This is a genomic window from Sanguibacteroides sp. AM78-02pH3A (assembly GCF_027666085.1).
GTDB lineage: Bacteria > Bacteroidota > Bacteroidia > Bacteroidales > Marinifilaceae > Gabonibacter > Gabonibacter massiliensis.
In genome coordinates this window covers 617,455-640,013 of the sequence record NZ_JAQEHX010000001.1, presented here as the reverse complement: position 1 = coordinate 640,013, position 22,559 = coordinate 617,455, and the positions used below count along the sequence as shown (strand labels likewise).

General features: G+C 40.3%; 17 protein-coding genes and 2 pseudogenes. 12 read left to right on the top strand and 7 right to left on the bottom strand.

Annotated features, from left to right (window positions below):
* Positions 1–15: 15 nt before the first annotated feature.
* The 5 genes from PGR74_RS02765 (at position 16) to PGR74_RS02745 (ending at position 5,493) form a co-directional block, all read left to right on the top strand.
* Positions 16–2,952 (top strand): DUF4906 domain-containing protein, encoded by a 2,937-nt coding sequence (locus PGR74_RS02765; RefSeq protein ID WP_052634634.1) that lies wholly within the window; start codon positions 16–18, stop codon positions 2,950–2,952.
* Between the two features lie 39 nt (positions 2,953–2,991).
* Positions 2,992–3,945, top strand: coding sequence for a DUF5106 domain-containing protein (locus PGR74_RS02760; RefSeq protein ID WP_270516668.1), 954 nt, complete (start codon positions 2,992–2,994; stop codon positions 3,943–3,945).
* Positions 3,946–3,988: 43 nt separating this feature from the next.
* Positions 3,989–4,123: a hypothetical protein gene (locus PGR74_RS02755; protein ID WP_262509234.1), complete on the top strand. Its 135-nt coding sequence runs from the start codon at positions 3,989–3,991 to the stop codon at positions 4,121–4,123.
* Between the two features lie 169 nt (positions 4,124–4,292).
* Positions 4,293–4,880: a nicotinamide riboside transporter PnuC gene (gene pnuC / locus PGR74_RS02750; RefSeq protein ID WP_041503576.1), complete on the top strand. Its 588-nt coding sequence runs from the start codon at positions 4,293–4,295 to the stop codon at positions 4,878–4,880.
* A complete protein-coding gene (locus PGR74_RS02745) occupies positions 4,864–5,493 on the top strand; it encodes a thiamine diphosphokinase (RefSeq protein ID WP_041503577.1) in 630 nt (209 codons plus the stop codon). The genes pnuC and PGR74_RS02745 overlap by 17 nt, the downstream gene beginning before the upstream one ends.
* Positions 5,494–5,538: 45 nt before the next feature.
* Here PGR74_RS02745 and PGR74_RS02740 read toward each other — a convergent pair whose 3' ends face one another.
* The 3 genes from PGR74_RS02740 to PGR74_RS02730 all read right to left on the bottom strand — a co-directional run bounded on the left by PGR74_RS02740 (position 5,539) and on the right by PGR74_RS02730 (position 9,420).
* The gene (locus tag PGR74_RS02740) at positions 5,539–7,104 is read right to left on the bottom strand and encodes an OstA-like protein (protein WP_270516666.1); all 1,566 of its coding nucleotides are present in this window, start codon (positions 7,102–7,104) and stop codon (positions 5,539–5,541) included.
* A gap of 48 nt (positions 7,105–7,152) precedes the next feature.
* Complete coding sequence (locus PGR74_RS02735) at positions 7,153–8,487, bottom strand: peptidylprolyl isomerase (RefSeq protein WP_041503579.1); 1,335 nt, start codon at positions 8,485–8,487, stop codon at positions 7,153–7,155.
* A 90-nt stretch (positions 8,488–8,577) separates the two neighbouring features.
* On the bottom strand, positions 8,578–9,420 hold the full coding sequence (locus PGR74_RS02730; RefSeq protein WP_041503580.1) for a hypothetical protein: 843 nt from the start codon (positions 9,418–9,420) through the stop codon (positions 8,578–8,580).
* 137 nt (positions 9,421–9,557) lie between these two features.
* Here PGR74_RS02730 and PGR74_RS02725 point away from each other — a divergent pair, with 137 nt between their 5' ends.
* Together PGR74_RS02725 and PGR74_RS02720 are read left to right on the top strand one after the other, a co-directional pair.
* Positions 9,558–11,459, top strand: a complete 1,902-nt coding sequence (locus PGR74_RS02725) for a RecQ family ATP-dependent DNA helicase (protein WP_041504884.1) — start codon at positions 9,558–9,560, stop codon at positions 11,457–11,459.
* A 4-nt stretch (positions 11,460–11,463) separates the two neighbouring features.
* A complete protein-coding gene (locus tag PGR74_RS02720; protein WP_041503582.1) occupies positions 11,464–11,982 on the top strand; it encodes a GNAT family N-acetyltransferase in 519 nt (172 codons plus the stop codon).
* Between the two features lie 23 nt (positions 11,983–12,005).
* On the opposite strand, the gene PGR74_RS02715 is transcribed toward PGR74_RS02720, so the two are convergent.
* The 3 genes and pseudogenes from PGR74_RS02715 to queC form a co-directional block, all read right to left on the bottom strand.
* Positions 12,006–12,863 carry a 7-carboxy-7-deazaguanine synthase QueE gene (locus PGR74_RS02715; RefSeq protein ID WP_235375069.1) on the bottom strand — a complete coding sequence of 286 codons (858 nt, stop codon included), beginning with the start codon at positions 12,861–12,863 and terminating at the stop codon, positions 12,006–12,008.
* Positions 12,842–13,378 carry a 6-pyruvoyl trahydropterin synthase family protein gene (locus PGR74_RS02710; RefSeq protein ID WP_041503583.1) on the bottom strand — a complete coding sequence of 179 codons (537 nt, stop codon included), beginning with the start codon at positions 13,376–13,378 and terminating at the stop codon, positions 12,842–12,844. The genes PGR74_RS02715 and PGR74_RS02710 overlap by 22 nt, the downstream gene beginning before the upstream one ends.
* A gap of 15 nt (positions 13,379–13,393) precedes the next feature.
* A pseudogene (gene queC, locus PGR74_RS02705) lies at positions 13,394–14,071 on the bottom strand (7-cyano-7-deazaguanine synthase QueC); the annotation flags it as partial.
* A 279-nt stretch (positions 14,072–14,350) separates the two neighbouring features.
* Between queC and PGR74_RS02700 the strand changes: the two are divergent.
* The 5 genes and pseudogenes from PGR74_RS02700 (at position 14,351) to PGR74_RS02680 (ending at position 19,541) form a co-directional block, all read left to right on the top strand.
* A complete protein-coding gene (locus PGR74_RS02700) occupies positions 14,351–14,797 on the top strand; it encodes a fibronectin type III domain-containing protein (RefSeq protein WP_110688412.1) in 447 nt (148 codons plus the stop codon).
* A gap of 35 nt (positions 14,798–14,832) precedes the next feature.
* Entirely contained in the window at positions 14,833–18,054 is a 3,222-nt protein-coding gene (locus PGR74_RS02695) for a hypothetical protein (RefSeq protein ID WP_146216410.1), read from the top strand.
* 53 nt (positions 18,055–18,107) lie between these two features.
* Positions 18,108–18,317, top strand: a complete 210-nt coding sequence (locus PGR74_RS02690; RefSeq protein WP_110688410.1) for a hypothetical protein — start codon at positions 18,108–18,110, stop codon at positions 18,315–18,317.
* 12 nt (positions 18,318–18,329) lie between these two features.
* Positions 18,330–18,554: pseudogene (locus tag PGR74_RS02685) on the top strand (GNAT family N-acetyltransferase); the annotation flags it as partial.
* Between the two features lie 117 nt (positions 18,555–18,671).
* Complete coding sequence (locus PGR74_RS02680) at positions 18,672–19,541, top strand: YwqG family protein (RefSeq protein ID WP_052634642.1); 870 nt, start codon at positions 18,672–18,674, stop codon at positions 19,539–19,541.
* A gap of 52 nt (positions 19,542–19,593) precedes the next feature.
* On the opposite strand, the gene PGR74_RS02675 is transcribed toward PGR74_RS02680, so the two are convergent.
* Positions 19,594–22,557 (bottom strand): PEP/pyruvate-binding domain-containing protein, encoded by a 2,964-nt coding sequence (locus PGR74_RS02675; RefSeq protein ID WP_041503587.1) that lies wholly within the window; start codon positions 22,555–22,557, stop codon positions 19,594–19,596.
* Between the last annotated feature and the right edge of the window lie 2 nt (positions 22,558–22,559).

The following is a 22,559-nucleotide window of genomic DNA, read 5'->3' as shown; positions in this document are numbered from 1 at the left end:
GAAGTATTTAAGAATATGAAACGCAATATCTTATATGGTATTTTGTACATTTTAATCATCGGACTGGCAGCTTGTACCGATGATTTGATAGATGGAGAAGATGAATTTGTGCCGAAGGGTGAAAGTTCCTTAATGGCTACCGTGGAGTTTAAACCGTTGGCTGCGGCTTTGACCGGGAAAGCTAAGACTGCTGGCAATACCATTAAAAGTATTGAAAATCTTTGCGTGCTATTGTATGATTTGGAAGGGAAGTTGATAGAGCGGCGTCTGCTTGCATCCGGACAATTTTCCGTACAAAACGAAAACAGAGAGGGAATCAATATCGCCGAGAGTTCTACGCCCCGGGCCGTGTTTAAATTGACGATACCCTATGGGCGCTATTATATCTATGTCGCTGCCAACATGGGGGATCTCGGTTCTTATGCAGAGAAAATCCAAACGATAGAAGGCCTTAAAAGTATCTCTTTTGATTGGCAAAACAAGGTGGCCGAAAATAACCAGATGTTCGGTCATTTTACCGAGGAAGATGAAATTCATGATGAGGCACCCGTGTTGACTGTCAATAAAAAAAATATGCGGCTACATGCGTGGATACGCCGTGCGGCTTCGAAAGTGACGGTTGCTTACGACGGTACGAACCTTGAAGAAGGGGTTTTTATCTACATTAAATCTGTGCAGATCAGAGATATTCCCGCTCGTTGTTTCCTTGGACAGAAAAATACTCCCGTTAAAACGGACGAACTCATTCGCGAAGGCGAAACGATAACATATGCCGATCCTAAGAATCAGCCTTACGACGAGACTTGGCCGGTACGTGTCACCAAGGGAAAACCGAAGCACGGAAGCGATCATTCCGAAACTGCCGATGCGCTTTTCTTTTATGAAAACATGCAGGGAGAAGGGAAAAGTAAGCGTCAGGATGCAAACGAGAAAGGAGTGATTGCCTATCCTAACGGGAATCAGGAGGGAGCCGACGGATACAAAGATAATAAGCCTTACGGCACTTATATCGAAGTTCGGGCTTACTATCGTTCCATTAATGAAAAAAGATTGGGAAACGGGGATATCGTGTATCGTTTCATGCTTGGTAAGGATACGGATAAGGACTATGATGCGGAGCGTAATCATCATTATAAATTAACATTGAAATTCAATCATTTTGCTAACGATGTGGATTGGCATATTGATTACGAAGAGGAGATACCGAGTATCCAGGTACCGGAGCCTTATTACATTTCCTATCTCTATAATCACTCCATGTTGTTACCCGTTAAAGTCAACGGCGGTCCTCATGAAGTGACGGAATTATCGGCCAAAATCGATACGAACGCGTGGGCTCCTTATAATGCTCCCCGTTTCGATTACTGGAGAAATATGGATCCGGAGGTGACTTCGAGTGCCCCTTTAAATCAGTGGAACGGCTTCTTGTCTCTCCGCAGGACAACGCAGACCATTCTTGAAGAATCGAAAGTCACATCGAACGAGATGTATTATAAAAACACCAACCGAGGAGAACGGGTGTACAAAGAGGTGACGACAGGCGTGTACGGGTCGGATACGGAGGACGGCCGGTATTACGTGGTGAAAGAACCTGAGGAAAATACGGTGACTTACCGGCTTCCCATGTATACTCGCGCTAAGCAGATGATTGTTAAAACGGGTTACACGGGTAATAATCCCTATGTCGCTTACCAGCGTAAAGCGGTGGTTACGTTCACGGCAACGTTGTCTAACGGAAAAAAAATCGTAAAGCCGGCTACGGTTATGCAGGTACGTCGTGTAGTGAACCCGAAGGGAATATGGCGTAAACACGATAACAAGCGGCCGTTCCACGTCGTGTTGAAACGACTACCGATGGAAAATGCCACGGAATTTCAAACTTTTACTTCAGAAGGAGCGTGGAAGGCTTATATCGTGCGGGGGGATAAACAAACCATCACTTTAGCAAAAGATACGGTGAAGGGCAGCACGGGTACTCCCATCGATTTTCAAATTTATTTTAACGGTTGTGATGAACATGAATCCCGTTGTGCGGTGATTCGAGTGGAGTATCATAACTACAGTTGTTACCATCTGATTTTTGCCCGTCAGGGGTACGCTCCCTTGGCGCTAATAGAGAATGGCAGGAAATGGCATTCGTTTAATATGCGTACGGCCACGCGAGAAGCGGAAGCTCCCACGGAGGAAGGTTCGCTGTTTAAATTCGGAAACTGGGAGCAACCGATCGACGCTACTAATAATAAAAACGATAAGCCGATTTGGATTGACGTATCCGAAAGTGATTTCAAAGATCATAAGGATACTCCATTTCTTATTGCCGGGACAGATACAACTTGCCTTTGGAGCGAAATAACCTCAAAGAATCATTTCGGGAGTTTTTCCGATCCTACTGTAAACGGGAAGAAAGTATCCGTGGCAACTTATAAAGATTATAATGATTTGTGGGATAGCGACGACATTGAACAAGGTTTTGGCGTACTCTACGGTGACGAAGCTACCGAGACCCTCTCCAAAATAGAGGAAGTTTATGGTTATCAGTATAATACGAATCCGAAATTCGGCATGCGCGGGGTTTTCGTGTACAACAAGTCGGAAACGTCAAAAGAGTACGGGGGCAGAAACGTGTTTTTTCCTTTGGGAGCTTCCGGGTACGGCCATCGGAAAGACGGAAAGAACGAAAATGGGAAAGTAGCGGTACTCAGATATGCTTCGGGGCGAAGTGCTCCCTTTCCTACACCTGATGATAAGCCGCTTTTCTATGATCTTTATATGCGACCGGGAGCTATTTATTGGTTAAAACAGAAAGAGAATAATGGAAGGGAAGGTAATGCTATTGGTTGGGATTTTAATTATTTTACTTTCGATTTCAATTTGATAAGCAGTTCTAACATTTTCAACAATAACGAGAGTGTGAATACCAGCGATGCATGTTTTATACGTTGTGTGGAATAGGCGACAGGACTGTCGAATTTATAACGAAATAAAGAAGATATGAAAATTGGAGGCGGAATATTCGTTTTATCGGTGTTGTTTGCCGTTTGTGGAAACGGTGGGACGGCTCAACCTCGTGATACGGCGATCTGCGATAAGATTTTAGGGGATACCTTGTCGTCTCGGGAACTTCCTCTTCCCGAAATCCCTTCGACTCTTCGTAGTGCTCCCGAAAGGGCGGCTTACGTTGTTACGCATTTCTGGGACGATATGGACTTCCGGGATACGCTATGCAGTCGTGATACGGCTTTTATGGAACAGAATTTTGTCAATTTTGTCGCTTTGTTTCCTCATGCCGAATCGACTTCATTGCAGCCGGCTGTCCGGAACCTGATGCGACAAGCCGAAGCCGACCCCGTGGCCTATACGCTTTTAATGGAAATAGCTGAAAAGTATCTTTATGAACCCGTTTCCCCGATGGTGAACGAGGAGTATTTTATCTTTTTTTTAGAGGAAATGGTGCGTACGCCTGTTTTGGGAGAGTACGATAAAATGCGTTCCGTCTATTTGTTGGAAGCGGCAAAGAAAAATCGCCCCGGAATGAAGGCTGCCGATTTTACCTATTTTACCCGGGACGGGAGGCTGCAGACACTTTACGGTACGAAAGGGCGTCGAATACTGTTGATCTTTTATGACCCTGATTGCGACCACTGTAAAAAAATGATGGAGAAGTTGCAAGGAAATGAATTTCTCCGGCAACAAATTCATGCACAACAGTTGACGGTACTCGCTATTTACGCGGATGACGACCGGAAGGCATGGAACCGTACGAAAAACGATTTTCCGACGGAGTGGATTGTCGGATTGGACCGGGGCGATATTCGTGAGCGGGAACTGTATGTCATGTCAGTCATGCCGACGCTTTATCTGCTTGATTGCGACAAGAAAGTGGTTTTGAAAGAGGTGCCGTTGCAGACACTGCTCGGTGTGTTGTCCGATGATTTATATCGATAATTCATAAAGGTATTTCAGAGGATATGGACCAACTTTTTTCAGTATGACATATGCTTTACCGCTGAATGAGCTGACTGATCAGAATTACAGTAATCCGCCAGAAAATTTTATCGGTCAAATTCCGCATTATTTGCAAGAGATCAATAAGACTTTAAAGAGCGGTTTGAAAAAGGCATAATGATTTTGAACGTCTTTATCCCGTAAAAACAAACCTATTAACGGGATTGCGATCCATTAAGTTGGTTAAGAGATTATTTTTAAATCAAACGGTTCTTATAAAAAGGGGCCTCTGCATAGGATTTTTTGCCGATAAATAAGTACTTTTGCCGATCGACAGAAGGAATAGAATGGAATATTTTTTAGAATATTTGGGCGTTGTGACGGGGATTGTATACCTGATATTGGAAATTTTTCAGCATCGGGCGATGTGGGTTGTCGGGTTCCTGACCTCTTTCGTCTATGTATTTGTCTTTTTCTTTTCCAAATTTTACGCGGACATGAGTTTGAATATTTATTATGTTTGCATGAGCGTCTATGGTTTCTGGCAATGGCGGAAAATGGGGAACAGGGGAGAAAAACGAGAGGTCGCTATACTGTATCACCATTTGAATCTGAAAATATTTTTAGGGATTATAGCGGTAACAGGAGTGTTGTACGGGGTTTTATTCCGCGTACTTGCCGATTATACAGATTCTCCTGTTCCGGTCGGTGATGCTTTTACGACGGCGTTGAGCATTACGGCCACGTGGATGCTTGCCCGCCGGATTTTGGAACATTGGTATTTTTGGGTAGTAATTAATTTTGTATCGGTGTATCTCTATTACCAGCGGGAACTTTATCCTACTTGCTTTCTTTTTATATGTTACGGAGTTTTGGCTGTCGTAGGGTGGGTCAATTGGAAGAAAAAGGGAATCTTATATGATGGAAAATTATAAATGTGTAGTTGTCGCTAATGGTTTGTTTCCTTCCGGAGAGTTAGCGTTGAGAATATTGAATCAGGCGGAGTATATCATTGCATGTGATGGAGCTGTAGTTCACCTGGAACAACACGGAATTGTTCCGGACGTTATTGTGGGGGATTTAGACAGTTTACCGGAAGAGTTGTGTACTCGTTACGCGAATCGTTTGTATCAGTTGAGGGAGCAGGAGACCAATGATTTGACAAAAGCCGTTCGTTATGCCGGGGAAAAAGGAATTCGTGAGGTGCTGATACTGGGAGCCACGGGGTTACGTGAAGATCATACATTAGGAAATATCTCGCTGTTACTACAATATGCTCCCGATTTCGCCCGGATTGAAATGTTATCTGATTATGGTTTGTTTACGCCGCTCTTGAAAGATGCGACCTTGTCATGTCGGCCCGGGCAACAGGTTTCGCTCTTTTCTTTGTATCCTCACGGGATGGTTTCGACCTTCGGTTTGCGTTATCCTATCCGGAAACGGAGGTTTTTATATTGGTGGGAAGCCACCCTGAACGAAGCTTTAGGGAAGACCTTTTCCGTTGTATTGGAAGAAGGGGCTAAGGTTATCGTTTATCGTCAAATGTGACTATAGATTCGTTTCGAATGAAGTAGTAATATTTGTTTTATGTGATTAATAGTCTTCCTTTTCTTCTTGCTTGACAGGTTCTTTTGTTTCCGGTAACGGATTGTTAAATATATCGTGTTTATCTTTAGGCTGAAGGTACTTTAACCATTGAAAGCCTTTTAGCCGAGCTTCCTCGGGATCAACAAGGAACAAGGGATTCAGTTCTCCTTCCGGCTTGTTTATAAAGATAATATCCGTTACCTTTCGGTTTTTTATTTCGATACGTATGTTTGAACTCGTGGCCCGGTTCATTCCTATAATGGCTCCTTTGTCGTCCGGATAGTAAATACTCTCTCCGTTTCCATCCACGAACACTCTATAAAGTTCGTTATCTTTAAAATAACCGGTCATGTTCCTACCCTTGAGCTGATCGAATATTTCGGTTTCCTCCCTTCGGGCTATCATCATAGCCTGATTTTTCAGGTAAAACTCTTTTACGGTTCCTTTTCCGGTAAGAATAGATATAATTTCTCCCGTCATTTGATTACCAGAGGCCCATATTACCGGACGCTTATAAATGGAGATCATAGAATCGACCGTTAAGTAGACCACGGAATCGCCTACTCCTTGTAGGTCTTTACTATAAAACCGGACCTTGTAGTAAGCTTTTAAAATATTATTGCCTAATGTATCCTTGTTTAAAAAAAGGGTATCGCCGTGTAAAAATAAAGAGTCTTGTTTTCCCGCGAGAATCAATAAAGCGCGATCGGTAACGAAAGCGTTGTTACTTTTTTGGTTAACCATTCCATAATTTCCTTTTACAATGACATCATTGACCGTATCGGTAAGTACTACATCGTCTATTAAAAGAGCTTCTTGCGTAATACTGTCGATGACCATGGTCTTGGCTGTTCCTCCATAAGTTAGGTAAGTGATATGATTATTTTTGTAAAGTTCGGCATGTCCTGTCAACGTGTTGTACCATCCATCCTCTGAATATAAAGTAGTACCCTCTTCGCCTTTTCCGTATATATTCGTAGGACCTAATATGGAGACCACTTTCGTCTCTGTTTGGTATTTTAGGGTATCCGAGTGGATAATATAGTCGGGAGCATCTACTCGTACACTATCTTTAAAGTACGCTAATTTGGTCTTGGTAAAGTAGTTTCCTAATTTGCTGGTTAGAACCGTTACGCTGTCTTTTATTTGTCCGCCATTAAAATAATAACCTATTTCAAACAAACCGTCGTAATCTAAAAAGTTGGTTGTTAAGGTGATCTTAGGATCTCTTAAAGAAACATTGTTTCTGATTTTCACCATTTTCGTGTTGCCGTCGTAATGCATGTAATCACCTGCCAAGTGTATGCTATCGTTCTGTCTGGCTCTAACATGTCCGAAAGCTTCAATATAGTTACTGTCCGGATATTGGTAAAGGCTGTCGCACCACATAAGCATATTTTCATGAGTCATATGAACATTGCCGATAAATTTATTTATTTTTTTCAGGTTGTCGATCTTAAGATTATCAGCATGTTTTATGTCGATCTTTGCCGGTTTTTTGTTTTGTGCGGAAATATTCCCAATCAATCCTCCAAGACAGATACACCATATAATTCCCCAGATACGTAGCATTTTGTTTACGATTATATTGATTAAAACGTGGCCTACTCTTTTAGGAATTTATTTGATCCAGCCGTCAAAATTAAACTTGGCATTCTTGTATTCGTCGTCAATATGTATATAAGTACTTTCTTGCTTTTCTTTTATCCATTTCTGAAAAGCCTTTTGTCGTTTCTCTATTAATAAATTATTCTCGAAGAAACTCCAGTCGTCTTGAAGATTGGCTTTGTGGGTAGGGTAGTAAGCCTTGATTTTTATAATTTTATACTCTTCGATAGGACCGGATTGATCCCAGAAAGGCTCTGAAATTTCTCCTACTTGAAGGTTTTTTACCTGTTTGGCCATTTCCCCTTTAATTATCTCCAAAGGGAGTTTGGGGTTGGCGTCTTCATCTACGATTAACCCGTAATTATTTCTCGTGTTTTTATCATCGGAACGCATTTCAGCCACGTACTCGAAAGGCACGCTGTCTCTTTGGATATATTTCACGATGGAATCCATTCTCTGTATGGCTTCTTGCCGTTGGCTGTCTTCTATACGCGGACGTAACAAAATGTGACGTACGTTTACTTTATCTCCCTGTCTGTCGATTCCCTGAATGAGATGGAATCCATATTCTGTTTCTACGATTTTAGAAAGTTTTCCCGGTTTTAAGGCAAAAGCCGCTTCCGCGAATTCGGGGGCTAATTGGCTTTTAGCTATATATCCTAACTCTCCTCCCTTGGAAGCAGACACGGGATCTTGCGAATAGAGTCCGGCCAAAACAGTAAAAGATTGTTTGCCGCTTAAAACTTCATCCCTGAATTCTCTCAATTGGTTTCTGATCCTCTCTTTTTCCGAATCGCTGATTTTTGGACGAATCACGATTTGTTGAATTTCGTATTGAGCTCCTACGTCTCTTATACTGTCTTTATTTAATTTTTTATAGTAGTAACGAACTTCAGAAGGAGTGACTCTCACGTCTTTTACGATTTTTTGTTGCATTTCCGAGGTAATTGCTCCCTCTTTTACAACGGTTCGCATTTCGTTTTTAAGTTCTTCTATCGATTTACCGAAATAACTCTCCATTCTTGCCTGAGAACCGATTTGATTAATATAACTATCTATTCTGGCATTTAACTCTCTTTCCACATCTTCGTCCGTCACAACGACACTGTCTACTTTCGCTTGTGCCAACAACAATTTGTTTACCAGGAGTTGTTCCAATACCTGAGTTTTATAATCGATTTGGGGATCGAGTATATTTTCACTTCTTAGGTGTATCAGCTGATTTTCGATTTCCGATTTTAATATGATCTCTTCTCCCACGACAGCCACAATTTTGTCTATAACATTATTTTGTGCTGAGGCATAGCTTATTAAGAATGATAACGTAAGTAGTACTAAATATCTCATAATTTATTTGTAAAGTTATTTCAATAAAAACGCTCTAAACTAATACTTTTTCTTCAAAAACACGGAATAATCTCTCGATTTTCTACGATTTCAATATATTTTGACGTAATTTTTTTCTATTCCCTCTTCGTTGATCTGTTTTTCCAAATTATCTTCGAAGTTCATTTTTTTCTTGTTCCGTAAAATAATTTCAATTTCCTGTTTCACGTAATCTGCCGGGGCTGTATCGTGTTCATTTAAGATCTCCTTGATTCTCAAGAAAAAGTAATTTTCATCATCTTCTATCTCAAGGTATTCTTTATTCTTGTATTTCTTTTCCCAATCTTCTTGAGTGATGGGTAGAATATTTAATAAATATCTTAATTCTATCCATTTATCATTGAAATTATCGTACTTTTTAGCATTGGTGATACAATACTCTTCTAAAGCCGCCTGATCGTTTGCTTCATTGGAGCGGATCCATTTTCGAACATTATTGATGTTAGATGCCGATTTCGGGATGATAATCAATTGAGCTCTGACGACGGGAGTTCTCAATACGAAGTTATATTTGTTTTTTTCATAATATTCGTCTATTTCTGCTTGACGGATTTGAGCCTCTAATTTTTGGGATATCAGTTTTTCCTTGTATTTATAAATTAGGATAGAGGAAGAGTATTCTTCTACCTGTTTGCGGATGTCTTTTTCTTTATCGGAAAGATTTTGCAGGGCCTTATTTAATAATAGCTCTTTTGTGATCCATTTTCTCACGTATTTTTGTGCTATCAAAGTACTGTCTGTTTTGGAGGTACCCGGAGGGATTATTTCATTTACTTCGGATAGAAGCAGGTATTTATCCAATACTTTGGCTACCGGTACATCGTTCGGATCGATTTTATTACCGCATCCGCTGAGGAGTAGAGTGAACAAGACAAGTATAATTATCGATTTCATGTTGTTGTTAAATAGTTGGGCGAAAATAGTAAAAAACCGTTTTAAATAGATCTTTTCGCGGATGAAAGTTGAAAATAGGAGTAGTAATTTTTTAGAAACGACTTATTTTGTACGTTTGTAGGGAAATCAGCTAAAAGATGGTAAAGATCGATGATATATTGAAAAAGTATTGGGGATACGATGAATTCCGTTCTCTCCAAAGAGAGATTATTTTGTCTGTTTTAGAGGGTAAAGATACACTTGCTTTAATGCCTACCGGAGGAGGGAAGTCTTTGACCTATCAGGTGGCGGGAATGGTTCTTGACGGCATTTGCTTGGTCGTGACGCCGTTAATCGCTTTAATGAAAGATCAGGTAGAAGATTTGAGGCGTAGGGATATTGCCGCTGAGGCCATACATACGGGAATGGATGCGGATGAAATCGCATCCGTGATCAACAAATGCATTTATAAAGGGGTTAAATTCCTGTATGTCTCTCCGGAACGTTTGACTTCCGGGCAATTTCGGTTGAAGCTGAAAGAGATGCCTTTGTCTTTGATAGCCGTGGACGAGGCTCACTGTATCTCTCAATGGGGATACGATTTCCGGCCTTCTTATTTGCGTATAGCCGAGATTCGTGATTTTTTTCCTGGTGTTGCGGTATTGGCGCTAACGGCGACGGCTACTCCTGAAGTCGTTAAGGATATACAGGAACAATTAAAATTTAAGGCGGCTCACGTGTTGTCAAAAAGTTTCCGTCGGGATAACTTATCTTATGTCGTCCGGAAAGTGGAAGATAAAGCCGGAGAGTTACGGATGATTCTTTCCCGGGTGAATGCTCCGGCTATTGTCTATGTACGTAAACGTAAGAAAGCGGAGGAGTTGGCTGACTTTTTGCGGAAAGCGGGTATACGCGCGGATCATTATCATGCCGGGATGTCGGCTGTGCAACGAGAAAAAAGACAGGAGGCATGGAAAACGGGAGAAGTTCCTGTCATCGTTGCGACAAATGCTTTTGGTATGGGTATCGATAAGGCGGATGTCAGAGTGGTTGTGCATTATGATATTCCGGATACTCCGGAATCTTATTTTCAGGAGGCCGGACGTGCCGGAAGAGACGGACAGCGGGCATATGCCGTTTTATTATACAATACTGCTTCTTTAACGGCTTTAAAAAATCGCGTAGAGAAAGAGTTTCCGGAAAAAGATTACGTGAAGCGGGTCTATGAAGCTTTGGGGAATCATTTCCAATTGGGAGAAGGAGAGGGGGCTGGACGAGTATTCGAATTCGATCCGGACTCTTTTGCTTCTTGTTTCGAGCTGGATCAGGTGAAAGTACTTTCGGCTATCGGTATATTGAGTGTGGCGGGGTATATGGAATGTACGACAGATATCAACTCTCGTTCCAGAGTTAGGTTTCTGTTGTTACGCGATCAGTTATACGACGTGGATTTGGGAGATGAGTTGTCGGAGCGTCTGATGGTTGTGTTGATGCGGAGTTATGCCGGTATATTCGTGCAGGACGTGTACGTGGATGAAGAGTATATCGCGGGGGAACTGAATGTGGACAGGTATAGACTCTATCACGCTTTTGTCGTTTTGGCCAAACAAAAGATTCTTCGTTATGTTCCGGGAAACAGCAGACCCTATATCTTGTATCATCAGCCTCGCTTACCCTTGTCTTATTTGTCGATCGGCCGCGAAGCGTATGAATGGAGGAAACAGGCCTACCAGAAGAAAGTGGGAGCCATGGTAGGGTATATCGAGTTGGGAGAGACTTGTCGGCAATTGTATTTGATGGCTTATTTCGGACAAAAAGAGTATAAAGGGTGCGGGATATGCGACGTATGCATAGATAGAAGAAAAGCTTCCGTAAAATTGGGAAAGGAGAGGATCGATCAGGAAATCCTTGCAGAACTTGCTAAAGGAGATATGGATATAAAAGAATTGGTTTGTTCCGTACCCGGCGATCGGGATGCGGTGATCGCCCGAATCCGTTTTTTATTGGATGAGGATCTTATTCATTATGTTACGCGTACCCGGCTGGGATTAAAAAGGTAAAGCAATGGAGGGTGTTTTTTTAGAGACGAAACGATTGATTCTTCGAAAAATGTCCATGGAGGATTTTTCGATTTTATCGACGATGTTACAGGACCGGGAGGTTATGTACGCGTGGGGATATACTTTTACAGACGAACAGGTATACTCTTGGATCGGACGGATGAACGAGAATTATGAAAGATACGGATACGCTTATTTTTTGGCGTGGGACAAGCAGCTGCACGAGGTGATAGGCCAAATCGGTTTGTTGCCGGAAGAGATAGAAGGGAAAAAATATATCGGTATAGGTTATATATTGTGTAAAAAACATTGGGGGAAGGGATACGCGACGGAAGGAGCAGGAGCTTGTATGGAATATGCTTTCCGTGTTTTGGGTGCATCGATAGTGATTGCCGATATTCGTCCTGAAAACCTATCGTCCCGTGCCGTGGCGGAAAGGGTCGGTATGAAAATGGTAGGTGAGTATGATAAAATAGTAAACGGTAGGGAGATGACTCATCTTGTATACCGTGCTACTAACTAAAGAAGAAGTCCTGTTATAGTGGATTATACTCCTTGTTTATTGCCGAAAAGAGAGAGGTGAAGACGGTCGCAATAGCGCCAGCCGTTACGAATGCAATGCTCCAAAGTCTTGGGAATAGTACGTTGTAACTCTTCGGGAGTTGCTCCCATGGGCATCAATAGAATATCTTCGTTTCTCCAATCCGTGAGCTGAGTCAATATCTTTTTTATTTCTTCCCCATCGTGTTCCGCGGAATAAACAAATTTGAGTTGAAAATCTTTTCCGTATTGCCGTGCATGAGTGATGAACGATTGGATGTTTCCTAAATTTATCCGGGTGGTACTGTGCCGACGGTCATGTGGCGACGGGGGAGTAGAACTGGCTAATTTAGGGGAGATGCTGAAAAAATCGATTTCGGCGGCGCAAGCTTCATTGAAAAGGGTTCCGTTTGTCTCTAAGGTGATATGAAACGGGTACTCTTTTTTCAGTTCCCGACAAAGCATAAGCACTCCTTCTGCTTGCAAAAGGGGTTCTCCCCCCGTAATGATGATGTGACGGATGTTTTCCCGGTTGTGTTTAACGATCCGAGTGATATCCGTAACCGGAAGCCGGAAGCTCTCCTCGATCTTAAAAGCGGCATAGGCCGTATCGCATTCGACGACTCCTTCCGGAGTTTGCCAGCAACAATGTAAGTTGCATCCTGCCAATCGGATAAACAGTGAAGGTATACCGTTCAATTTTCCTTCTCCTTGAATGGTTCCCGGAAAAGTAAACCCGGAAGCCGGAAGTTTTTTTAATGGATTACCTGCTTTATCCCGCGTAATAGGAAAGATGCCGTCTTTTGCCAATTGAATAAACATAACCGTTGAATGAACTCGATTCACTTTAATGTTTTCCACCATACATTGTCTTTCCATTCTTCCTGAATGGCTTCGGAGAAACGGATGTCTTTCAAGGAGAAGTCAACCAAAGACAGATCTTCCCGGAAGGCTTCCGCGTAACCGGTTGCCGTTTCATGTACCCGCACGGAATTTAACCGTACATTCCCTTCTCCGTTTTTATGTTCCGTACGTTGCAGGATTTTATCGATCAGGAATAGAAACAATAAAGCGTAGCCTTCGGCGGAGGGAGACACGGGGATCTCCGCTACTCGACGGTTATAGCGGTATACGAACTGTTTCAAATCTTCTTCTTCTTTTTGCCAGAGAGAGTAGGAGTGATCGAAGCTGTCGATCAGTTCCTTTACCTTATCTAATAGTACAAAATCCATGACCATGTAGCCTTTGTCCAGCTTGTCGGAGGCGATAAACACTTCAACGATATAGGAGTGGCCGTGGATGTTCTCTCTGCATCGTTGCGACGAACAGTTCCGTACGATATGGGCTCCTTCGAATTTAAACAATTTACGAATTAACATATGGTGTTTTTTGAGTTACTCTATCGCGGGATCCTCAATTCCGGCTTCGGCAAACGCTTTTGCCCGTAAGAGACAGCTGTCGCATGTACCGCAAGGTTTGTCGCCTCCCCGGTAACAACTCCACGTGAGACCGAAATCTACTCCCAGTGTCGTTCCTAAACGAACCTCTTCAGCCTTGGTCATATGCATAAAAGGGGCATGTAGGGTTATACGGCGTTTCTTTTCGGCCCCCAAAACCGTTCCCAAGTTTATGGCATTTTCCATGGCTTTGATAAATTCTTCCCGGCAATCCACGTAACCGGAATAATCCACTTCGCTGACTCCGATAAAAATATCAGTGATCTCCAGGGCATCCGCGTAAGAGGCGGCAACGGATAAAAATACCATATTTCGGGCCGGAACATAAGTAGCCGGAATATCGTCCCGTTCGATATTTCCGTCAGCAATGTCGATCTTTTCATCGGTAAGGGAACAACCGTCCCACTGGTTCAACATCAACTCGACGATTTTATGTTCTTTAACGCCGACGGCTTTTGCGACGGCTTTTGCAGAAAGTAATTCCTTATCGTGTTTTTGACCGTATAGGAAGGTTATAGCATACAGTTCGTCGAATCCCCGGTGTTTTGCCAGGTAAACTGCAGTCGTCGAATCCAATCCTCCCGATAATAAAACAATCGCTTTCTTCATAATGTCTTCTACTTCTTGTTTTGTTTTACAAAAGTAGTGAAAATATTTTGTAGAACAAGGCTGTTCCCGAGAGGCTTATTTGATAAAATAAATGAAAGCAATAAATGAAATTTTAATCAAATTTTGTGTTTGATGATCTTATTATTAAAATAATTGAAATCTGATTCATCCTTTTGTAATATTAGATCGTTCTTTTGTTGAGATAGTATATAAAAAGAGGGAATATACTGTATGTTTAATTTATTTTATATTTAAATTATTATGAGAAGAATTTAAAAAAAAAGCATGGTAGCAATACTGTTAATTGTATTATCTGCACCTTTATTTGCTTCAAAAGTAACTATTTACATTAAAAAACCCCTTAGTGATGGAGGATCTAAAGTTTTAGGATATATTATTGAGAAAAAAAATCTTGGAGCAGAAGAGTGGGTAAGATTGGTTAAGGATATTTTGCCATTACCTGGCAATAATCCGATGTATACCGTAATATTGGACCCTGGTATTTATGATTTTAGGGTAATGGCTGTAACTAAAGTCGGCACAAGTGCTCCTAGTGAACCAGGTCGAGCACGAGTTCCTTATAATAATTCGGAAAGTGAGGTTAGATTGGTATGTAACGATTGTCCGCCGATCAGTGGAAAATCAATTTCTAAGGCTTTTAGTACACCATTTGATTTTTTGAAGTTTAATAATAAGTCAGAAGTCAAAGTTCCGTTCCGACCGACAAAATAAAGAAGTATTAGCGAACAGAATAAAATTAAAGTGGCATGAGCTATAAAAATATAAAACAAATTGCAAAATATGAGGTTAAGATACTGATGAGAGACAATGGATTTCGATTCGTATCGCTATTTTGTATAGTATTAGTAACTTGTATTCATTTGTTAAGACAAGGAAATATAAAAAATCCAGATTGGATAGCTATTTCACTTCCCTCTGCTATTCCGTTCGCTAATGCCTATTTGATAAGTTTTTTTTTAATTTTTATAACTGTTTTTTTCGGAGGAAGATTCATTAGCAAAAGGCGTTATGATGAATCATTATCCTCAATCGATATTCGTCCTTTTTCAAATATAGATTATACTCTTGGAAAAATTGTAGGATTTATGATTGTTGTTTTAGGATTGGATTGTATGCTGGCATTGATTGCTATATTTATTAATATTTTGCTGAGTGATGCTCCTTTTGCTATTTTTCCTTATGTTTTTTACTTCTTTACTTTGACATTGCCTTTATTCGTATTTGTTTTGGGATATAGTGTGATGGTAAAAGGAGTAGTGAAAAATCAAGCAATGGCTCGGTTTGTTTTACTGTTTTTGTCTTTTATTTTAGTAAAGATTGTACCTGATTATTTCTTTGGTATTTTTGATCCGTTTGCCACTTATTTACCTAATGTTTTTTCTGATGTAACAGGTTTCTCTGTTTTGAATATTTATTTTATTCATAGGCTAATCTTTTTTTTAGTAGGAGTAGGTATGTTATTTTTAGGCATTTTGACTTTAAACCGTATTTGGAATAGTGATCGAGTACGAGTTTATACTGTCTTTGCAGGAAGTTCCTTTCTATTATTGGGATTTGTTCTAGGGTTTATTTATATAATTCATTTTAAGCGTGAAGAGGAGGAGAGAGAGAAAATTCGAATAGTATTCGAAAAGTACGATAAACAACTTAAAATAAGAGTTGTCAGTCATGATATATCTTTTAAACAAGTTGGCAATTCCTATGAATCGACAAGCGAAATGGTCGTGTATAATCCTTACGATAAACCTTTGACATCTTTTATATTATATTTGAATCCCGGATTAGAGATAACGAGTATGATGGTAGAAGATGAAATTGTTAATTTCACAAGAGAAAAACAGGTCGTTGTTTTAAATTGCAAGTTACAAGCGCATGAAACGAAAAAGATAACTTTATTGTATCATGGAAGGCCTGTCTCGGAACTTTGTTACCCGGAAATAACACATTTGTCAGATCGAATGGAGGAACGAACTTATTCTATTTTTAAAATGGGAAATGATTTCTTTTACCTGAGTTCCGATTATACTTTATTGACTCCTGAATGCATGTGGTATCCGATATCAGTTCCAACAGTAAATATTAGTTCTCCTTATTCGACTATAGAGAATTATACACGTTTTCGCTTGACTGTGACAGGAGAAAAGGAACGATGTGTAATTTCACAAGGAGAAATGAAGTGCCGGAAAGATACCGTAATATTCATATCTCCAATAAAATTAACCGGAGTATCGCTTTGTATGGGAAAATATATTCATAAAGCGATAAAACATGAGGGTAAATTGTATGAAATATATTTGTTTAAGGGACACGAATATCTAGTTGATCAATTTACTGATCCGAAAGAATTAATTGATTCATGGTCTTTTGATTTTCGTTATACTAAACATAAAGCCTATGTTTATAATAAATTAGCATTAATTGAGACGCCTATTCATTTTGCTGCTTACTCGAGAGTATGGAGAGACAGAAGTGAATATGTTCAACCGGAATTAATTTTTCGTCCGGAACGGGAGGCTCTGCTCTCTTCTGCTTTCAAGGTTTGGAAAAATGCTTTGAATGAAGGAATAAGCACTCCTCAGCATGAATTCTTTAATATGGTTTATCTTCAAAATTTTGAAAGTGTCCGTATTCTAAAAAAAGGAAATGTATTGTTTGGACCATTAGAGCGTGAGAAGGAGATAAAAAATGAATATGATATATCTTCTCTAACTCGGAAAAATCATTTTTATATATATTCTCCTGAATTCAAGGCTATTGATATCTTTTTTCAATATATACAAAAACGTTGGGATACAATGGCTAATAGTTTTGGAGAGAGTAATACTTTTCCTGCGGCAATAGCCTATCTTCAGGAAAATAGTTTGGAATATTTATTTCAGCAACCGAGGGAGAATGTTATTTTTGACCAAGTGATGTGGCTAAAAGCCAATGATTACTTGAAGCGATTGCTTTGTAAAGTTCCATTTGATGAATTTTATCTTTTTACCCAAGATTTTATTCGACGGAATACTTTTTGTGAAACAAATTATGAGGAATTTGGTAAAGCGTTTCAAGAACGTTTCGATGTGGATTTAATTGATTTTACGCGTAAAATATATAAAGAGACCAGACTTCCTTCCTTTCGATTAAGAGATATATGTTTATGGCAGGTTGAAAATCCAGATGGAAGTTTAGGTCTTTTACAAAGCGTAAAAGTTTGGAATAAAGGAAATGTTGGCGGAGTTATAACTCTGGCTGGATCATTTTTTGAAAGGAGTGTTCACTATTTTATTCCTGTCGGAGCTTGCAAAGAGATTCGTTGTTATTTTGATTATCGGAAAGTGGATAAATTTAATTTGGAAATTCAAACCAATTTATCTCAAAATATTCCTTCATCTTATTTATGGAGGGATATTAAGTTAGAGGAAGGTATGCTTATGAATCCATACGCCGGTGTTTTTGATGCAGATACGACCTTATTCATGTCTAAAAAAGGAGAGTATGTGGTTGACGATAGAGATTCTGGATTTTATTTGTTGGAGGATAAAAAGTTTTTTAGGAATATTTCTCATTGGAAATATTCTGATTGGGCCGGAGGCTATGGGGAACCAGTTGCCGGCTTTCTGGAGAAAAAAGGAGGAATTGGAAATTCTTATGCCGTGTGGGAAACTACTTTACCAGAAGAGGGGGAATATGAATTATTTGTTTATAATAATGCTAACGCGGTTGAAAATGAAATGTATTCGATGAATGCTGTTGACGGGCAAGTTGTAGTTAAAAAGGAACCTGTGCAAACCTATATTTTTACATGTAAAGAAGGAGAAAAAATAGTTTCTCTTACCTATACAGAGATGAAACAACCCGGCTGGATATCTCTTGGTAAATATGATTTTCGGATCGGAATGACTCAAATCAAATTAAGTGATAAGGGATCAGATTCTTATCAAAAAGTATTTGCCGATGCGGTGAAGTGGGTAAAAGTAAAATAATTGTTTTTTCATTCGTTAAAATAGGATATATTTGTCTGAAATGTAATATGAGTATGGATAGGACAAATGTAGAAGTAAGACGAGTGGCTTTCGACAGGAAACGTTATTTGGATTTGTTATTGGATGCGGATCCTTCGGAGGAGATGATCGATCGTTATATCGAAGAGGGAGATATGTTTGTGTTGTTGGCGGGTAAAACGGTTATCGGGGAGGTCGTGGTGGACCGGAAAGGGGAGATCAAGAATCTGGCTGTTTGTTCCTAGTATCGGAATAGAGGGTACGGCAGTTATTTATTGAATTACCTGACGGAATATTACCGAGATCGATTCGAATGCCTGTGGGGCGGGACGAGTGAGTCGGGAGTAGGTTATTACGAGAGAAACGGTTTTAAAACCGATCACACGCTCGAACATTTTTTTATTGCCAACTATCCGGAGCCGATATGGGAGGACGGCAAACAATGTATCGATATGTATTATTTAAAGAAACGGCTGTCTTAAAGGTTATTCATTATTCTTTTGAATTTACACGGAGTTTTGTGTAATAAGTGGAAAAAGTGAATTCAAACGGTTATATTTGTACGATGTATATGTGTTTTACTAAGAATTGATAGACTCATGGGTATATTCAGTAAATTATTCGGTAATGGCGGATGTGCTAAAATAGAAACTCCTGCCGATAAAATAGTTCGTGTTATTCGGGAAAAGACAACGACTCCCAGTATAAGGCTCCGTCCGGCTAAGGAAAAGTGTTCTTTATATAATAGTAAAATCGGTGGAGTTCCTTATTTGCCCGTGGATTTTCCATATCCCACGGAAGTGTCGGAGGAGGGGCAGGAGAGGCCTTTACGTCTTTTAGCTCAGATCAATTTTGAAGAGATACCTTCCTTAGAAGGATTTCCCGCGACGGGAATGTTACAATTTTATATTAGTGACGGAGGAATGTACGGGTTGAATTTCGAAGAATTGACCCTTCAAAAGGGATTTCGGGTCATTTATCATGAGAAAGTCGATAAAGAGGCGGAGTTGATTTCTGCACTTCCTTTCGATGAGGAGAGAAGGGACAAAGAAGTATTTCCCGTATCCGACGAATTGAAGTTGAATTTCGAATTAGGCGAGATGCCTATGGGCGGGGGGGATTTTCGTTTTGATAAATTAGTCTTGGATGCCTATAATGAAGTCTATCCCTCGAATCAAGTCTCATCTTTAGAACGGATATCCGAAGAGATTACGGATGGAGTATACGATCAGTTGGAGGGAGGTGGGCATCATATCGGCGGTTACCCGATGTTTACGCAAATAGATCCTCGGGAATACCATGAGAATTTGCGGGGGCATACCGTGCTATTGTTTCAATTGGATTCGGAGGAGACGAATGATTATTCGATTCTTTGGGGGGATTCGGGTGTTTGTCATTTTTTTATAAAGCCTGAAGATTTGGCCAGACGTGATTTTTCTAACGTCTTATATAATTGGGATTGTTATTAAAGACGTTTCGCATGAAAAAACACCCAAGAATAGTATCATTCTTGGGTGTTTTTCAATAAGTAATGACGGAAGTTTGTTTTTTGCCGTCCATCCAGACGGTCAACGGCTTTTTGAAACGGACTCGTCGGGCATAGGTTAATTCGTGAATGACATCCTGTTGTTCGAGTACGTCGAACCTAATAAATGAATCGGGGGATTCGAAGGGGATAGCAAAATAACCGATATTCATGGAGGTAACATTATGAAAAAAGTGAGAACCTAAAGAGGCATCCAACGGAAAATCAGGAAGTCCTTGTTCCACTATTATTTTTGCATTGGCGATATCGGACCATTGGACGGGAATTCCCGTAAGCGGGTCCCGTGTACCCCAGCGTCCCGGGCCGATCAGTATGAATTTTTCTTCTTCCCGGGCAATTTCGGCATTGAGTTGTTTTACCTCTTCTGCCATTTCCCGGGTTTTGAGTCTGTCGAATTTCCGAGGATCGATATAGACGACGTCCCGGATATATTGCAATTTTCCGTTTCCCATACCTTTATTGGCTTTAAGAAGAATCTTTTTTTGATCGATGTGAAGCGTATCGATATCTATAGAGTATTCGTTTTTAATTAACGGTTTGATTTGTAATAAATAGAATACTGGTATGCTTTCTTCTATATTAAGGGAAAATTCAATTTCAACGGGTGACCCCATGGCTTGCGAGAAGATATCCAGCAAGATTTGTAGAGTGGAGGCTAACGGAATATAATCGTATTGTAAGATTTTGGCAAAATCAATAATTCGGGGACCTTTTTCATTCAGATCATAGACGATACGATCGTTCATGAAATCATAAACCGAAGCACTGTATTCCAATGTGCCGTCTCGTTCGGCCTCTTTTAAATCATAGGCTTTAATTGCTGCATTTTCTCCGTCTCGGATTAAATCGTATCCCCGGTGTTTCATATCAATAGCGTAAAAATAATTTTGGGAGCTACGGATTTTGTCCTGTATGGAAGCTAATTGCAATTTTGGAAATGCCGGAGAGAAACGATGAGTCTTTTCACCTCCTACCACGTAAGCTCCGAGTCCTATGGCAGTAACAGCAAAACCGTCTTCCGGCCTGATATAGGAAAAGGGGTAGAAGTTATAAGATTGGGCGACCCCGCTGATATCGGGATAATATCGTCCGTTGTGTTCGTTCCCGATTACTTCCTGTATGATTACACCCATTTTTTCTTCCTCTATCATGCTGTCAATAGCTTTGAAATAAGCCCTCGATTCATCGGAAAAGACAGAGGCGTAAACTAATTTGATGGCATCTTCCAGTTCTTCCAATCTGCGTTCAAAGTCCGGATTATTGTTAGGAATCAAATAAGTCGCGTACACACCGGCGAAAGGTTGGCTTAAGGAGTCTTCAAACAGACCGGAAGACCGGACTGCTAACGGCTTGGTCATGACTTGAAGATACTGGCGTAGCTTTTCTTTCAATGGTAAAGAGAGGGTGGCCTGTTGAAAGGCCTTTTTTAGGTGGTCGTATTCGTTGTTGATATAAGTTTCTTTATATAAATCGTTTAATTCCAGAAAATTATCGAATTCTTCCACCCCGATGATGGCGGTTTTGGGAATAGCGATTTTTAAGTTGGGAATTAATTTTTTAAGGTAAACATTCTCAATAAAGTTGGATATAAATGCTAATCCGCGTCCTTTGCCTCCGAGAGAGCCGAGTCCCAGGCGAGTGATATAACGGTTGGAGTCGACCAATTCCGGCCGGAACGGAATAATACGTCCTCTTATTTTTTTTAGTTTGGAAGATTCGAAAACGTTGGCAATAAACTGGCGAATTTCATCGGTATTTTTAAAGTATTCAAAACTATACCGTCGTAATTTTTGAGCGAGATTGATTTCTCCCCTTGCCATTAACCATGTGGAAATACCGTTGCGAATAGAGTGGTATTCCAAAGATTCATCCGGTATGGTGGTCAATTTCCTTCGAAACTCTTTGATTGAAGTCGCTTTATCTATCGGGTGTCCTGATTTGTCTCGAAAAATAAAATTTCCGAACCCGAGACGGGTTTTGATAAAAGTTTTTATTTCTTGTGCCAGCGTGAGCGAGTTTTTATTGATGAATTCCGCATGGATTTTTTCTGCCCGTTTGGCATTTTCCTCTTCATGGCTTTGAAGAAGGCAGGGAATCTTGTATCCTAATCGCTGAACGTATTTAATCAACTCAACACCCGCATCTTCATCCTCGATGCCGTTTTTAGCGTAACGAACATCTGATATGACACCGATGATATTATTTTTGTATTTATCAATAATCTCTATCGCATCTTCATAGGTACTGACTAAAATCACTTTGGGACGTACCCGGATTTTCAATATAAGTCCCAGCTCGTCGTCCGATGGTTCGTCCGCGATGATTTTTTGTGTCTGGGTCATGATTTCGGTATAGAGTAAGGGTAAATAACGGGAGTAATATTTGACGGAATCCTCCACCACCAATATGACTCTGACATCCCCTAAACGTGTATCAGCTTCCAAATTCATTCGGTCTTCAAGATATTTGGCCATAGCCAAGAAGACTTTCGTCGAACCGTTCCAAACAAATAACCGTTCGATGGATTCGTGTACCTCTTTTTCGATGCGATGAAAGTAAGCAAGGTCTCCGTTGTTGTTAACTAACATTAACTGTTTGATATGGGGATGTACTTTTTTTATGTTACGGCTGATTATCAAAGGGGTCTGTTTATCTAAGCCGGCCATGATGATAATGAGATCGTAATGTCGTTCCCTTAATTTTTTCAAAGCTTCCGACTCGCTCGCTACAGAGGTGAAACGGGGAGCCGTAAATAAATTCAATTGCAGGTATTCTCCGAATATTTTGTCTGAAAATTGCCCTTCCCGTTCGATCGTGTAGGCATCGTAATAGTTTGCCACTAATAGAATCTCCTTTACTTTAAAGGGCATAAGTTCTTGAAAAATATCTCTATCGTTTTTTTTGCGTTTATATATGCGATTCAAATCTATTTTTTCCATAA

What these genes read in the sequence shown, in the direction of transcription:
- PGR74_RS02755 (WP_262509234.1), top strand. Translation starts at nt 3,989, where the DNA reads ATGACATATGCTTTACCGCTGAATGAGCTGACTGATCAGAATTACAGT.
- PGR74_RS02695 (WP_146216410.1), top strand. Translation starts at nt 14,833, where the DNA reads ATGAGCTATAAAAATATAAAACAAATTGCAAAATATGAGGTTAAGATA.
- PGR74_RS02680 (WP_052634642.1), top strand. Translation starts at nt 18,672, where the DNA reads ATGGGTATATTCAGTAAATTATTCGGTAATGGCGGATGTGCTAAAATA.
- PGR74_RS02735 (WP_041503579.1), bottom strand. Translation starts at nt 8,487, where the DNA reads ATGAGATATTTAGTACTACTTACGTTATCATTCTTAATAAGCTATGCC.
- PGR74_RS02700 (WP_110688412.1), top strand. Translation starts at nt 14,351, where the DNA reads ATGGTAGCAATACTGTTAATTGTATTATCTGCACCTTTATTTGCTTCA.
- PGR74_RS02745 (WP_041503577.1), top strand. Translation starts at nt 4,864, where the DNA reads ATGATGGAAAATTATAAATGTGTAGTTGTCGCTAATGGTTTGTTTCCT.
- PGR74_RS02765 (WP_052634634.1), top strand. Translation starts at nt 16, where the DNA reads ATGAAACGCAATATCTTATATGGTATTTTGTACATTTTAATCATCGGA.
- pnuC (WP_041503576.1), top strand. Translation starts at nt 4,293, where the DNA reads ATGGAATATTTTTTAGAATATTTGGGCGTTGTGACGGGGATTGTATAC.
- PGR74_RS02710 (WP_041503583.1), bottom strand. Translation starts at nt 13,378, where the DNA reads ATGTTAATTCGTAAATTGTTTAAATTCGAAGGAGCCCATATCGTACGG.
- PGR74_RS02740 (WP_270516666.1), bottom strand. Translation starts at nt 7,104, where the DNA reads ATGCTACGTATCTGGGGAATTATATGGTGTATCTGTCTTGGAGGATTG.
- PGR74_RS02690 (WP_110688410.1), top strand. Translation starts at nt 18,108, where the DNA reads ATGGATAGGACAAATGTAGAAGTAAGACGAGTGGCTTTCGACAGGAAA.
- PGR74_RS02725 (WP_041504884.1), top strand. Translation starts at nt 9,558, where the DNA reads ATGGTAAAGATCGATGATATATTGAAAAAGTATTGGGGATACGATGAA.
- PGR74_RS02730 (WP_041503580.1), bottom strand. Translation starts at nt 9,420, where the DNA reads ATGAAATCGATAATTATACTTGTCTTGTTCACTCTACTCCTCAGCGGA.
- PGR74_RS02715 (WP_235375069.1), bottom strand. Translation starts at nt 12,863, where the DNA reads ATGGTGGAAAACATTAAAGTGAATCGAGTTCATTCAACGGTTATGTTT.
- PGR74_RS02675 (WP_041503587.1), bottom strand. Translation starts at nt 22,557, where the DNA reads ATGGAAAAAATAGATTTGAATCGCATATATAAACGCAAAAAAAACGAT.
- PGR74_RS02760 (WP_270516668.1), top strand. Translation starts at nt 2,992, where the DNA reads ATGAAAATTGGAGGCGGAATATTCGTTTTATCGGTGTTGTTTGCCGTT.
- PGR74_RS02720 (WP_041503582.1), top strand. Translation starts at nt 11,464, where the DNA reads ATGGAGGGTGTTTTTTTAGAGACGAAACGATTGATTCTTCGAAAAATG.